The 12,679-nt window shown below is 52.9% G+C and carries 12 protein-coding genes; 8 read left to right on the top strand and 4 right to left on the bottom strand.

Annotation, left to right across the window (positions count from 1 at the left end; translation table 11 throughout):
• Positions 1–97 precede the first annotated feature (97 nt).
• The 3 genes from BN1247_RS04650 to BN1247_RS04640 all read left to right on the top strand — a co-directional run bounded on the left by BN1247_RS04650 (position 98) and on the right by BN1247_RS04640 (position 4,372).
• Positions 98–1,783, top strand: a complete 1,686-nt coding sequence (locus tag BN1247_RS04650) for a formate--tetrahydrofolate ligase (protein ID WP_054949348.1) — start codon at positions 98–100, stop codon at positions 1,781–1,783.
• A 124-nt stretch (positions 1,784–1,907) separates the two neighbouring features.
• Positions 1,908–2,996: a S8 family peptidase gene (locus BN1247_RS04645; protein ID WP_054949347.1), complete on the top strand. Its 1,089-nt coding sequence runs from the start codon at positions 1,908–1,910 to the stop codon at positions 2,994–2,996.
• Positions 2,997–3,205: 209 nt separating this feature from the next.
• Positions 3,206–4,372, top strand: coding sequence for a dicarboxylate/amino acid:cation symporter (locus BN1247_RS04640; RefSeq protein WP_054949346.1), 1,167 nt, complete (start codon positions 3,206–3,208; stop codon positions 4,370–4,372).
• Between the two features lie 259 nt (positions 4,373–4,631).
• Here the strand turns inward: BN1247_RS04640 and BN1247_RS04635 are convergent, their stop codons facing one another.
• The 3 genes from BN1247_RS04635 to BN1247_RS04625 all read right to left on the bottom strand — a co-directional run bounded on the left by BN1247_RS04635 (position 4,632) and on the right by BN1247_RS04625 (position 7,086).
• Positions 4,632–5,291: a peroxiredoxin gene (locus BN1247_RS04635; protein WP_054949345.1), complete on the bottom strand. Its 660-nt coding sequence runs from the start codon at positions 5,289–5,291 to the stop codon at positions 4,632–4,634.
• 228 nt (positions 5,292–5,519) lie between these two features.
• Entirely contained in the window at positions 5,520–6,011 is a 492-nt protein-coding gene (locus tag BN1247_RS04630) for a YajQ family cyclic di-GMP-binding protein (protein WP_054951492.1), read from the bottom strand.
• Between the two features lie 193 nt (positions 6,012–6,204).
• The gene (locus BN1247_RS04625) at positions 6,205–7,086 is read right to left on the bottom strand and encodes an NAD-dependent epimerase/dehydratase family protein (RefSeq protein WP_054949344.1); all 882 of its coding nucleotides are present in this window, start codon (positions 7,084–7,086) and stop codon (positions 6,205–6,207) included.
• A 197-nt stretch (positions 7,087–7,283) separates the two neighbouring features.
• Here BN1247_RS04625 and BN1247_RS04620 point away from each other — a divergent pair, with 197 nt between their 5' ends.
• The 5 genes from BN1247_RS04620 to speE all read left to right on the top strand — a co-directional run bounded on the left by BN1247_RS04620 (position 7,284) and on the right by speE (position 11,965).
• Positions 7,284–8,498, top strand: coding sequence for a GNAT family N-acetyltransferase (locus BN1247_RS04620; RefSeq protein ID WP_074011249.1), 1,215 nt, complete (start codon positions 7,284–7,286; stop codon positions 8,496–8,498).
• A 164-nt stretch (positions 8,499–8,662) separates the two neighbouring features.
• Positions 8,663–8,857, top strand: a complete 195-nt coding sequence (locus tag BN1247_RS04615; RefSeq protein ID WP_147675179.1) for a hypothetical protein — start codon at positions 8,663–8,665, stop codon at positions 8,855–8,857.
• 84 nt (positions 8,858–8,941) lie between these two features.
• Positions 8,942–10,039, top strand: a complete 1,098-nt coding sequence (locus tag BN1247_RS04610) for a mandelate racemase/muconate lactonizing enzyme family protein (RefSeq protein ID WP_054949341.1) — start codon at positions 8,942–8,944, stop codon at positions 10,037–10,039.
• A gap of 156 nt (positions 10,040–10,195) precedes the next feature.
• Positions 10,196–10,987 carry an SDR family oxidoreductase UcpA gene (gene ucpA, locus BN1247_RS04605; RefSeq protein ID WP_054949340.1) on the top strand — a complete coding sequence of 264 codons (792 nt, stop codon included), beginning with the start codon at positions 10,196–10,198 and terminating at the stop codon, positions 10,985–10,987.
• Positions 10,988–11,098: 111 nt separating this feature from the next.
• Complete coding sequence (gene speE, locus BN1247_RS04600; protein WP_054949339.1) at positions 11,099–11,965, top strand: polyamine aminopropyltransferase; 867 nt, start codon at positions 11,099–11,101, stop codon at positions 11,963–11,965.
• Positions 11,966–12,061: 96 nt separating this feature from the next.
• On the opposite strand, the gene wrbA is transcribed toward speE, so the two are convergent.
• Positions 12,062–12,679 carry an NAD(P)H:quinone oxidoreductase gene (gene wrbA, locus BN1247_RS04595; RefSeq protein WP_054949338.1) on the bottom strand — a complete coding sequence of 206 codons (618 nt, stop codon included), beginning with the start codon at positions 12,677–12,679 and terminating at the stop codon, positions 12,062–12,064.

The raw sequence follows: 12,679 nt of genomic DNA, 5'->3' as shown, positions 1-12,679 counted from the left end.
GTTTGAAAGAACGAACCAATTTCGGCACGAATCATTAGTTCCACACAATACGACACACCACTTTTTCCAAATTACAACACGGAGGTCACTGCCTACGATGAAAGCACCACTCGTGAAATCAGACATTGACATAGCCCAAGCGGCGACATTGCAACCGATTGAACAAATTGCTGATGGCCTAGGGCTCGACACCGCCGATTGGGAGCCTTATGGCCGCTACAAAGGGAAAATATCCCTAGACGTCTTTCAAAAGCGGCAAACGAGACCGGACGGAAAAATTATTTTAGTTACTTCAATTAACCCGACGCCGGCTGGCGAAGGAAAGTCAACGGTCACCGTCGGATTGGGACAAGCGATGAACCGCATTGGCAAACAGGCGATCGTCGCCGTACGCGAACCGTCGCTCGGGCCGAACATGGGGAAAAAGGGCGGCGCTGCCGGCGGCGGTTATGCGCAAGTCGTACCGATGGAAGACATTAATCTCCACTTTACTGGCGACATGCACGCGATTACGACGGCGCACAACGCCCTCGCCGCCTTAATCGACAACCACATCCACCAAGGAAATGACTTGCAAATCGACCCGCGGCGCATTATTTGGAAACGCGTCCTCGACTTTAACGACCGTGCCTTGCGCCACATCGTCGTAGGACTAGGCGGACCTGCCCACGGGGTACCGCGCGAAGACGGCTTTGACATTACCGTCGCGTCAGAAATTATGGCCGTCCTGTGCCTCGCAGACGGCATCGACGACCTTAAAAAACGCCTCGCACGCATGGTCATCGGCTACACATTCGACAAACAACCCGTGACGGTGCGCGATCTCGGTGTGGAAGGCGCCCTCACCTTATTGCTAAAAGACGCCGTTCGCCCCAATCTCGTGCAAACGTTGGAAAATACGCCTGCACTCGTTCACGGCGGGCCGTTTGCGAACATTGCCCACGGGTGCAACAGTTTAATCGCGACGAAAATGGCGAGCAAGCTAGCCGATTACGTCGTCACCGAGGCGGGGTTCGGCGCGGATCTCGGTGCAGAAAAGTTTTTACATATTAAAATGCGCACGGCGAACACGGCGCCGAGTGCCGTCGTGATCGTGGCGACGATTCGCGCCTTAAAAATGAACGGCGGTCTCCCGCAAAACGAGCTAGCAGAAGAAAACGTCGCTGCTTTGCGCAAAGGAATCGCCAACTTAAATAAGCACATCGAAACCATCCAAGCGTTCGGGCTACCGCTCGTCGTCGCGATTAACCGTTTCGTCCACGACAGCGAACGGGAACTCGCCTTTGTCGAACAGTGGTGCGAAAGCCAAGGCATCCCCGTATCGTTAACGGAAGTGTGGGAGAAGGGTGGCCGCGGCGGCGAAGATCTCGCGGAAAAAGTCGTACAGCTCGTCGAACAGTCGGAAGGTCGTTTCACCCCGCTTTACGCACTCAATGAGCCGATCCGTGAAAAGATCACTTGTATCGCACAAAAAGTATACGGGGCGAAAGACGTCGCCTTTACTGCAAAAGCTGAGCGTCAACTGACTGAATTCGCGGACGCTGGGTGGGACAACTTGCCGATTTGTATGGCAAAAACGCAGTACTCGCTCTCCGACGATCCGAAATTGCTCGGGCGACCGGAAGGGTTTACGATTACGGTGCGCGAATTGCGTCCATCGCTCGGTGCCGGCTTCATCGTCGCCCTTACCGGAGACGTCATGACAATGCCTGGCTTGCCGAAGCAGCCCGCCGCGTTAAACATGGATGTGACGGACGACGGGAAAGCAGTAGGTCTTTTTTAAGCAGGATATTTAACGATTTTTTTAAGAACAATTTAAAATTATTGCCCCTCACATAGTTTCACGCACTTCCTCCTACTATTGGCGGCTCATAAAATAGAGCAAGCCTTAGTAGGAGGGGTGTAAGATGCAGCAAACTGTGAAGTCACCGCGCCTATTACGCCAATCAGCTACTCCTGGACACGTTGCCAACTTTCGTGTGGATCGACCTGTCACAATATTCCTCGACGTCGCCACCCCTGCCGTCCGTAGCCCGCTGCTGTGGGAGGGCGGTGCATCCGGTAAAGGGATCGGCATCGCCATTATCGATACAGGGATCGCACCGCACCCCGACCTCACGCTACCAACTAACCGCATCGTCGCATTTAAAGACTTTGTCGCCAATAAGACCACACCGTACGACGATAACGGCCACGGGACACACTGTGCCGGGGACGCGGCAGGCAACGGGTACGCGTCCGCCGGAAAGTGTCGCGGACCCGCGTACGAGTCCCACCTCATTGGGATAAAAGTGCTCAATGAGATAGGTGACGGCAAGTTATCCGATCTCGTAGCAGGCATCGATTGGTGCATTAAAAACTGCAACAAGTACCGCATCCGCATCTTATCCGTGTCATTAGGGACACATGCCCTAGCCCCAGTCGCTAGCGACCCACTCGCGCGCGTCGTCCAAAAGGCTTGGCACAGCGGCCTCGTCGTCGTGGCTGCCGCCGGTAACTTCGGCCCCGAACACGGTACGATTGCCAGCCCGGGCATCGTTCCAGAAATCATCACCGTTGGCGCTGTGGACGATTGCAATCGTTGCACAAGGGCGGACAATCGCAAAAGTGGCAAAACAGCCAAACGAGCGAACGTTGCGGTCGCTAACTTCTCGGGCAGAGGACCGACGCACGAGGGCGTCGCAAAACCGGATCTCGTCGCACCCGGCACGGCGATCGTTTCACTCCGCGTCAAAGGCAGTTACTTAGACGAGGTCGCCGCAGAAAACATCGTCGATCACTATTATACCCGTATGTCTGGCACCTCGATGGCCACGCCGATCGTTGCCGGGATCGCCGCACAACTGCTACAAAAACGCCCCAACTTAACCCCCGACGAAGTGAAAAACGCCCTCATCCGTACCACATACCGACTCGCTGGAGACAAAACAGCTGCAGGACACGGACTCGTTAACGCCTTTCGCGCCTTGCAAATCGTCACACAAACGGCGGACTGAAAGCGTACAGTTTCAATTCCCCATTCCCCTTCCGCGGTGTGCGATGTTGCCACCGCTTTTTTTGTGTAGCTAACCGACAGCGTGCTAGCCGACGAAATATAATTTCCATGAAGATCACCTGTACTTATTATGGCAAACAAGATATACTTTTATTTACTACAGCTAAAAGGCTTAATTTTTACTTATTGACACTTCCCAGGAGGGATTGTATGAAGAAGTTTGGACTGTTGCCGAGGCTCCTGTTGGCCATTGCACTCGGGTGCCTCATCGGAGCATTCAGCCCAGAAGTAGTCGTTAAAGTGTTGGCTAGCTTTAACAACGTGTTCAGTGCGTTTCTCGGCTTTGTGATTCCGCTGATCATTCTCGGGTTTATCGCTCCAGGTATCGGCGAATTAGGGCGGGGCGCCGGTAAATTATTGGCATTGACAACCGGCATCGCCTATTTGTCGACGATCGTCGCCGGGACACTCGCCTACGTCACCGGTTCGGCTTTATTCCCGCGGTTGTTAAACACGGACAACTTCAACGACAGTGCTGCTAACCCGGAAAGCGCGCTTGTGAAGCCATTTTTTGAAATAGAAATCACACCGCTCATGGATGTGTTCACCGCTCTTTTATTGGCGTTTACAATCGGGATCGGCATTGCAGTCATTCAAGGAGATACACTGAAACGCGTGATGGGCGATTTCCAGCAAATCGTAGAAAAGACGATTACGTTCATTATTATTCCATTGTTACCGCTGCACATTTTAGGAATTTTCGCCAATATGACGTATGCCGGTCAAGTCGCCGACATTCTCGTCACGTTTTCCAAAGTGTTCATCGTCATCATTTGCTTACACTTACTTTACTTGTTGCTGCAATACACCGTCGGCGGCAGTCTGTCAGGGGCGAACCCTTTTAAACTGCTGAAAAACATGGTGCACGCCTATGTGACCGCGATCGGTACGCAATCGTCTGCAGCAACCATTCCAGTCACGCTGGAGCGGACGAAAAAAATGGGAGTCAACGAAAGGGTAGCTGACTTTGTCATCCCGCTCGGGGCGACCATCCACCTCTCGGGCAGTACGATTACGATCGTCAGCTGTTCGCTCGCTGTCATGATGCTGGGTGGCATGTCGACGTCGTTCGCGACGATGTTTCCGTTCATTCTCGCCCTCGGGGTGACGATGGTCGCCGCACCTGGCGTCCCCGGAGGTGCGATCGTGGCCGCGCTCGGTATCATCGGCTCGATGCTCCATTTTGACGAGACGATGCTCGCCTTAATGATGGCGCTGTACATCGCGCAAGACAGCTTTGGCACCGCCTGCAACGTTACTGGCGACGGGGCGATCGCCCTCGTCGTCAACAAAATATCTGGGCACAAACTCGGTTGAGGCTCCAATGCGCTCCCGAGCGAAGTTCGTCGCTTACGGGAGCGCCCTTTTTTTTCGCTGTTCGTCGATAACTTGTTGCAGTTTTTCCAAATGGTCGTTTTTTTAGTTTTTTTCTCTGTCGAAAATCGGTCGCACATTCGGTTGCCGCCGATTTAAAAAAAGCCCCACCTTCTGTCTGGCGACAGTTGGCTAGAGGCTGTCGAAAATAAATGTTGCTAATCGAGCGACGAAAGGCAATACGGACTTTCTCGAACGATTTCTACAACTGCCGCCGCTGTAAGTACCAATCGCTACCTTCTAAGTCACAAGTCGCTAACCGCTCATTTAGGGCAGCAACCGTTAGTGGCGCCGGTTCGACAATTTTGTCGCCAGGGTGCCAATTTGCTGGCGTAGCGACACTGTACGCGTCCACCGTCTGTAAAGCGTCGATGAGGCGCAACAGTTCGTCGACATTGCGACCGACATTGAGTGGGTAATAAATGACGGCGCGCACCGTTTGCCGGTCATCGATGAGGAATACGCAGCGCACTGTCGCCGTGTCACTCGCTTGGGCGTGGATCATCCCGTACTGCTGCGCGACTTCTCCCGTCAAATCGGCGATCACTGGAAACGGAATGGTGACGCCCATTTTTTCTTCGATGTTGCGAACCCAAGCTAAATGCGCGGACAAACTGTCAATACTTAGCCCGATGAGCTGTACGTTGCGCTGTTTAAAATCGTCATACCGCTTCGCAAGCGCGATAAATTCGGTCGTACAGACCGGTGTAAAGTCGGCGGGGTGGGAAAATAGCAACACCCACTCGCCGCGGTAATCGGACAAATACAGATCCCCGTGTGTGCTTTTCGCTTGAAACAAGGGCGCCGCATCCCCGATGCGCGGCATCGATGCACGCACTTTCGCTTCGGAACGGAAACTCATGACCATGCCTCCTTCGGCTGTGTGCTTACCAAACAAGTGATAGCGCTCGACTTGCGCACAGTCTTAATATATGGCACACATATAAAAAAGTTCCTGTTCTAGTCGGTTTTTTTATTGAATTTCTCACTTATTCCGTCGCATTTCCGCCGTGTGGCATGACATAGTATGTATTACTTTTTTTCGTACCTCGGTACGCGGCCCTTCGTTCCTATTCTTAGCGCATGTTCCCTAACGCATGTTGACGAACTGCACGTCGATCGGCAAGTCCATTTCTTTGACGAGGGCAATCACTTTTTGCAGGTCGTCCTTACTTTTGCCGCTCACGCGCAATTGATCACCTTGAATTTGCCCTTTCACCTTCAACTTGCTGTCGCGAATCGCTTTGTTAATCTTTTTCGCGTTGTCTTGGTCGATCCCTTGCAGGAGTGTCGCCCGCTGCCGGACATTGCCGCCACTCGCCGGCTCTACTTTGCCGTACTGTACGCTTTTAAGCGACACGCCGCGCCGAATGAGTTTGCTCGCTAAAATATCTTTCACTTGCTCTAATTTAAAGTCATCGTCGGCGAGAACCACCAGCTCCTCATCTTGCAGTTCAATCGTACTGACGCTGTTTTTGAAATCGTAGCGGTTTTGGATTTCTTTATTCGCGATGTTTACCGCGTTGTCGACTTCACTCACGTCAACTTTTGACACGATATCGAATGAAGATTCTTTAGCCACTTGCACATGCTCCTCCCTGTTCAAATGCTTTCCTTATCATACCATGACCGCCCCAACTATTCACTCTCCAAGCCGCATTAAACGCCTTCCGTCCGTGGCTTGCTGCCAGTTGTACTTGCTGTGCACGGTCGAGAACGAATAAACAAACGCGAACAAAACCCTCCTGCGCTTTACAGGAGGGCACTCGTTTCACTTACGTATGCAGATTAGCTAAGACGCGCGCCGTCACTTCCGGTAGCCAGTCACGACTGCTCGAAAAACGGTAGCCATGTGCTGTCGCTTTCGCTAAATTTAAGGTAAAGTTAACCGGCGTATCGTACGGGGAACGCACCCCGTCCGCACCACTGTCGCTAACGACGGGCACCTTGCCGACGACGCCAGCAACAATGTCGACGACTTCCTGCGCTGTTAACGGCGTGTGCGCCGCCGCGTTTACCGGTCCACGTAACTCCGACATCCCTAACCAATGTAAGAACGCCGCCGCCTCGTCAGCGGAAATGAACGACATCTTCGCCGCCTTGCTCGGAATACCGATTTCCTCGCCGTGTAAAACGCGTTCGACGTGAAACTGAAAACGACCGGTATAATCGTCTTCTCCAACGACGATCGGAAAGCGGACAGCAGTAACAGGGAATGTCGCCTGCTGGAAGTACATCGCCTCCGCATAGCGCTTCCCTTCCGGATATGTCAGCTCATCTTTCCCACCGTGGCGCAATGGCGCAACGCGCGGATCGAACATCTCTTCTTTGAGCGGTATCGTTTGCGGTTCGTAAACGGAAGCGGAAGACGTAAAGATGAGGCGACCGATGCGCCCTTGGAACACGTCGCACGCGACACTTGCGTCGTCTGGAGAGTATCCGACCTGGTCATATACGACGTCGAACTCCCGCCCTTTCAGCGCCGCCTCCATCGACGCGCGGTCGTGGCGATCGACCGTCACGTGTTCCACTCTGTCCGCGAACGGCACCGGAGAACGCCCCGTTGTCGCCACGACGACTGTATGTCCTGCATCGAGCGCGTGCTTAATCAGACGCACACCGAAAAAGCGCGTACCACCTAACACTAAAACTTTCATCTACTATGTCCCTCCTAAATGCTGCCCATTTAAAAAAATATGTTTCGGCAAACGAAGGTTACAAATCGCTTACACATATGGTAGCATATTAACACGCGCGTATGAATAATATCGCTTCGCAAAATATCATTTTTACTATTTGTCACACCTAGTGAGAGCTGCGACAAAGACAGGAAAGGAAGATTAATTTGCCCGAGATGAGACAACTGACCACTGCGGAAATCGATAAAAGCTTAGACCTGTCCGAGTTTGCGTTTCAATATAAATTAAGTCCAGCCGAAAGAGAAAGTAAACGGGCTCGCACCAAAGCGGAACACGTCTGGGGATGTTTCGAAGACGGCCACCTCGCATCGAAAATGACGATCCTCCCTCTCGAATCGGTCATCCAGGGAAAAACGTTTGCCATGGGCGGGATTGCCAGTGTTGCGACTTGGCCAGAATACAGGCACAACGGCTTCGTCAAACGACTGTTGACCCACGGCTTGCGCGTCATGAAGGAAGCTGGGCAGACAATTTCGTACTTGGTCCCTTTTTCTTTCGCCTATTACCGCAAATACGGCTGGGAATACATAACCGATTACAAAAAGTATACAATTAACGTACACCAACTACCGCGACACTTAGCGACAAGTGGCACGATCGTGCGCAAGAGTAAAGCCGATTATTCGATCTTGAAGCCAATATATGACGCTTATGCCCTTCGTTACAACGGCATGCTCAAACGGAGTGACGATTGGTGGCAGCACAACGTCCTACGGGGCGAAAAGACGATCGCCGTCTACTTCGACGTCACACAAAAGCCGCGGGGCTATATGTTGTATACCGTAAAAAACGAAGAGATGGCGATCGACGAACTCATTGCACTCGACGAAGACGCGCGACGCGGACTGTGGCAGTTTATTAGTCATCACGATTCGATGGTAATGAAAGTATGTTTAGAGGCCGCCTCTGACGACTTGTTACCGTTTTGGTTGCCCGAGCCGCGCATTAAGCAAGAAGTCGTACCACACTTCATGGGCCGGATCGTCGACGTCGCCGCCTTTATTGCTCAATATCCGTTTAACGCCATCGGCAAAGTAAGCAACCTGACGCTCAACGTCGACGACCCGTGTGCGCCGTGGAATGACGCGGTCTTTTCGATTGCCATCGACGAATGCGGGAAGGCGCACGTGGTACGGGTGACGAGGCAGGAAGAAGGCGACCCGAAGGAAAACAACGCGTTAGACGGCGCGAAGAGCGAACGAGATGCCCAGTTGCACACATCGATTCAAGCGTTAACGGCGCTGTTACTAGGTGACCGACGCGCAGACGACCTGTACGAGACTGGACGGTTGCACGGCGACGCGGAAGCCGTGCAGTGCTTGGCGCAGCTCGTGCCGCACAAAACGTCGTACTGTATGGACTCGTATTGACCGTTCATCGCCTGTCGCGGTGGCAGACCGTTTAGGGTGAGGGGTGGGCGCCGCACGCAATGAATAATCGCTAGTACCCTAGTCAAATGTGCGCCCTACGCAATAACGCACGAGAATGCGACGCGGCGCGCTCGCCTCGGCGATCCATAGGAGTGATCCGATTGGTGCTGTTAATCGATATGTGGGCAGGCCTGCTCATCGTACTCTGCTTACTCGCTCACGCGATCGACCGCCGGCGGGAGGAATTCCCGCAGCGTGCCTTTCGCCTATGGCAACACGCCTACCACGCGTTTATGATTGTCTGTTTGCTGTCGATGACTTTCGTGGTCATTTCACTGCAACTGTTAGCCAACTATTAAGGCATGCGACACGATCGCATCGTTCCTTTTAACTGGATGCGTTATTCAACCGCATGGCTAAAGTAGAGGGGGAACCCGAATCTTATGAAAATCGTAGATATGACACTCGTCCGCTGTACATCCCCACTGTCCCAGCCGTTTAAAACCGCCCTCAGAACGGTACACGCTGTCGATTCTATCGTCGTGAAACTGATCGGCGACACCGGCCTCATCGGCTGGGGCGAGGCCGCTCCGACGCTCGTCATTACCGGCGATTCGCTCGGCGGTATTTACAGCGCGTTAAACGAACCGCTGCGCCACGTCGTCGTCGGTCGCGAGATCGAAGAGTTGGAAGCGATTTTAGTCGATGTTGAACGGGCTGTCGTCGGCAACACGAGTGCGAAAGCGGCAATCGACATGGCATTGTACGACTTGTTTTGCCAGCGCTACCAACTGCCGCTCTTCCGTCTGTTAGGCGGCACGCGTTCGGAAATAGAAACCGACGTGACGATTAGCGTCGACAAAGTAGAACAAATGACCCGTACTGCCACGCAGCGCGTCGCTTCCGGCTTTACAACGCTAAAAATAAAAGTTGGCAAGGACTGGAAAAACGACCTCGCCCGGATTCGCAGCATTCGCGAAGCGGTCGGTCCCGACATCGCCATTCGCGTCGACGCCAACCAAGGCTGGACCCCGAAGCAGGCGGTACACATTATCGAACAAATGGAAAAACAAGCGCTCGGCGTCGAACTCGTCGAGCAACCTGTCGCGAGGCACGACATTGACGGATTGGCGTTCGTGACGCACAACGTGGCCACCCCGATTATGGCCGACGAAAGCTTATTCTCCGCCCGCGACGCCGTCACATTGTTGCAGCGTCGCGCCGTCGACTTATTAAACATTAAACTCATGAAGTGCGGCGGCATCCGCCAAGCGTTACACATCGTCGGCATCGCGGAAGCGTACGACATTGCGTGTATGGTTGGAAGTATGATGGAGTCGAAGCTGTCCGTCACTGCAGCCGCCCACCTCGCCGCCGCAAAACACAACATCGCTTTTACCGACTTAGACGCACCGCTCTGGTTGGCCCGCGATCTCGCCGTCGGTGGCATCACTTATGACGGCAAGCGCATCACCTTACCACCCGCGCCAGGGCTAGGGATTACTGCTTTACGCGATGACGCGATCGTCACAAGTGACTAAATAAATATAAAGCTCGTCCTGCGGATTCAACTGTTTTAGCTCATATTGGCGGAAAAATGTGATACAGTCTTCATAATTGCTTCCCTATACATCGCCCGTTTTATGGTAATATTATACTGAGAAAGTATAACAGTTAGTACCTAAGGAGGCCTTTCGATGGGTAAATTAGCAGGAAAAACAGCAATCGTCACTGGCGCCGCCATGGGGAACGGAGAAGGTATCGCCAAAGTTTTAGCGAAACACGGCGCACACGTCTTACTTTTCGACATCAATGATAAAGTCTTTGTAACAGCAGATGCGATCAAAGCGGAAGGACTGCAAGCAACCGGCTACAAAGTAGACGTGACGAACTACGAAGACGTAGACCGCGCCGTCAAAGAAGCGCTGCAGGAATGCAAAAAAATTGAAATTCTCGTCAACAACGCCGGCGTCGTCCGCATCGTCGATTTCCTCGAAATGAGCGACGACGTGCGCGATTTTCAGTTCAACGTCAACATTAACGGCGTTTGGAACGTCACGAAAGCGGTTCTCCCGCATATGAAGGAAAATAAATACGGCAAAATTGTTAACTTGTCCTCGGTTACTGGTACGATGGTCGCCGACCCCGGTGAAGCGGCGTATGCGACGACGAAAGCTGCCGTACTCGGCTTCACGAAAGCACTCGCCCGCGAAGTCGCTCCGGACAACATTACGGTGAACGCGATCCTTCCGGGCTACATATATACGCCGATGGCTGAACAAATCGGAAAAGAGTCGAACCCCGACAACCCGGAAGCCGTCATCGAAGGGATTCGCCAAGGCGTACCGATGGGCCGCTTAGGACGCATTGAAGAGGTCGGTGAACTTGCTGCGTTCTTGTCTTCTGACGAATCCAGCTACATCACCGGCACACAAATCGTCATCGACGGCGGCAGCACTTTACCCGAAACGGTAGCCGTCGGTTCCTAATTTAGATTGTATCCCTAGGACGTTTATGATAAACTTTTGTAAAAGAGTGCCGCTATGGCACTCTTTTCATGTCCACTGCACGAATAAATTAGTCAATTGGGGAGGTCAAACATGCAGCAGCTACCGAAATACGTTCAAGAAAAGGACGGAAAATTGTGGCTAACGGAAGCCGAAGGGAACAACTTATACATACGTTATGGGATTAAAGAAGTCGTATACGAAAAACAATCCCCGTACCAACACGTTATGATTGTCGATTCTTACGACTTTGGCAAAATGCTCGTTCTCGACGGCTTCGTCCAAACGACAGCCGGAGACGGTTTCATATACAACGAAATGATTGCACACCTGCCGTTAAGTTTTCACCCGAACCCGCAGCGCGTACTCATTATCGGCGGCGGAGACTGCGGCGCGGCCCGCGAAGTCACCAAGTACGACAGTGTCGAGATGATCGACCTCGTCGAAATCGATGCGAGCGTCGTCGACGTATGTAAGAAGCACTTGCCAGAAGTGTCCGGCAACCTGTCCGACCCGCGCGTGAACTATCACTTTACCGACGGAGTCGGCTTCGTACAAGATGTAGATACGCGCTACGACGTCATCATCGTCGATTCGTCGGACCCAGTCGGACCAGCTGTTGAACTGTTCGGTCTCGACTTCTATAAAAACGTCTATCGCGCGTTAAACGACGACGGGTTAATGGTGTGCCAGAGCGAATCGCCCTTGTTTTACGCCGACGTCATGCAGCAGACCTACGAGCGGATCGACAGCTTATTTCCGATCGCCAAAACGTACAGCGCCACCGTCCCGACGTACCCGGGCGGCTTCTGGAGTTTTACACTCGGTTCAAAACGGTACGACAGACCGCATACGACCTTCGATAAGGAAGCCCGCTACGTCACAGACGGCATTTTATCGCAATGCTTCCAGCTGCCGCAATTTATGCAAGACGCGCTCCGCGGTGAAACGAATGAGTAATGATATATTTATAAAACCGGCCGTCGATACTCCTTGACGGCCGGTCGTAAGTCGCTGTCGTAAGTCGCTGTCGTAAGTCGCTTCAGTTGAGAAGTGTCACGCTTGTTGTTGACCCTTCTTTACCCATTCGGCCACTGTCACTGTACGCTTCGCCTGATATTTGACCGCTTCTTCAACATCTTCTTGCATCGTGCCATCTTGCGACACTGTCACGCTCGTTCCGTACGGGTTACCGCCTGAAACGTACGCCGATTGGTCGATATAGCCTGGTGCGGCAATAATCGCGCCCCAGTGAAGCATCGATGTGTATAGCGACAATACGGTCTGCTCGTGTCCGCCGTGCGCGTTGCCGGCACTCGCCATCGCACTGACAACTTTGTTCGTCAGCTTACCTTCCATCCACAGGGGACCGGACGTGTCCAAGAACTGCTTAAATTGAGACGGTACGTTTCCAAACCGCGTCGGTACGCTGAAAATGTACGCGTCGGCCCAAGCGAGATCATCGAGCGTCGCCTCGGGTACGTCTTTTGTTGCTTCGACGTGCGCTTTCCAAGCCGGGTTAGAGTCGATTGCCGCTTGCGGTGCCAGTTCCGGAACTTTCGCGATCCTTACTTCCGCCCCCGCTGCTTTCGCTCCTTCCGCTGCCCATTGTGCCAATTGATAGTTCGTGCCGGTCGAGCTGTAATAAATAATCGCCAGTTTAATGTTTGCCAT

It is taken from the genome of Numidum massiliense, from assembly GCF_001375555.1.
Lineage (GTDB): Bacteria > Bacillota > Bacilli > Thermoactinomycetales > Novibacillaceae > Numidum > Numidum massiliense.
This window is presented reverse-complemented; position numbering and strand designations above follow the sequence as displayed.

What these genes read in the sequence shown, in the direction of transcription:
- BN1247_RS04650 (WP_054949348.1), top strand. Translation starts at nt 98, where the DNA reads ATGAAAGCACCACTCGTGAAATCAGACATTGACATAGCCCAAGCGGCG.
- BN1247_RS04645 (WP_054949347.1), top strand. Translation starts at nt 1,908, where the DNA reads ATGCAGCAAACTGTGAAGTCACCGCGCCTATTACGCCAATCAGCTACT.
- BN1247_RS04640 (WP_054949346.1), top strand. Translation starts at nt 3,206, where the DNA reads ATGAAGAAGTTTGGACTGTTGCCGAGGCTCCTGTTGGCCATTGCACTC.
- BN1247_RS04635 (WP_054949345.1), bottom strand. Translation starts at nt 5,291, where the DNA reads ATGAGTTTCCGTTCCGAAGCGAAAGTGCGTGCATCGATGCCGCGCATC.
- BN1247_RS04625 (WP_054949344.1), bottom strand. Translation starts at nt 7,086, where the DNA reads ATGAAAGTTTTAGTGTTAGGTGGTACGCGCTTTTTCGGTGTGCGTCTG.
- BN1247_RS04620 (WP_074011249.1), top strand. Translation starts at nt 7,284, where the DNA reads ATGAGACAACTGACCACTGCGGAAATCGATAAAAGCTTAGACCTGTCC.
- BN1247_RS04610 (WP_054949341.1), top strand. Translation starts at nt 8,942, where the DNA reads ATGAAAATCGTAGATATGACACTCGTCCGCTGTACATCCCCACTGTCC.
- ucpA (WP_054949340.1), top strand. Translation starts at nt 10,196, where the DNA reads ATGGGTAAATTAGCAGGAAAAACAGCAATCGTCACTGGCGCCGCCATG.
- speE (WP_054949339.1), top strand. Translation starts at nt 11,099, where the DNA reads ATGCAGCAGCTACCGAAATACGTTCAAGAAAAGGACGGAAAATTGTGG.
- wrbA (WP_054949338.1), bottom strand. Translation starts at nt 12,679, where the DNA reads ATGGCAAACATTAAACTGGCGATTATTTATTACAGCTCGACCGGCACG.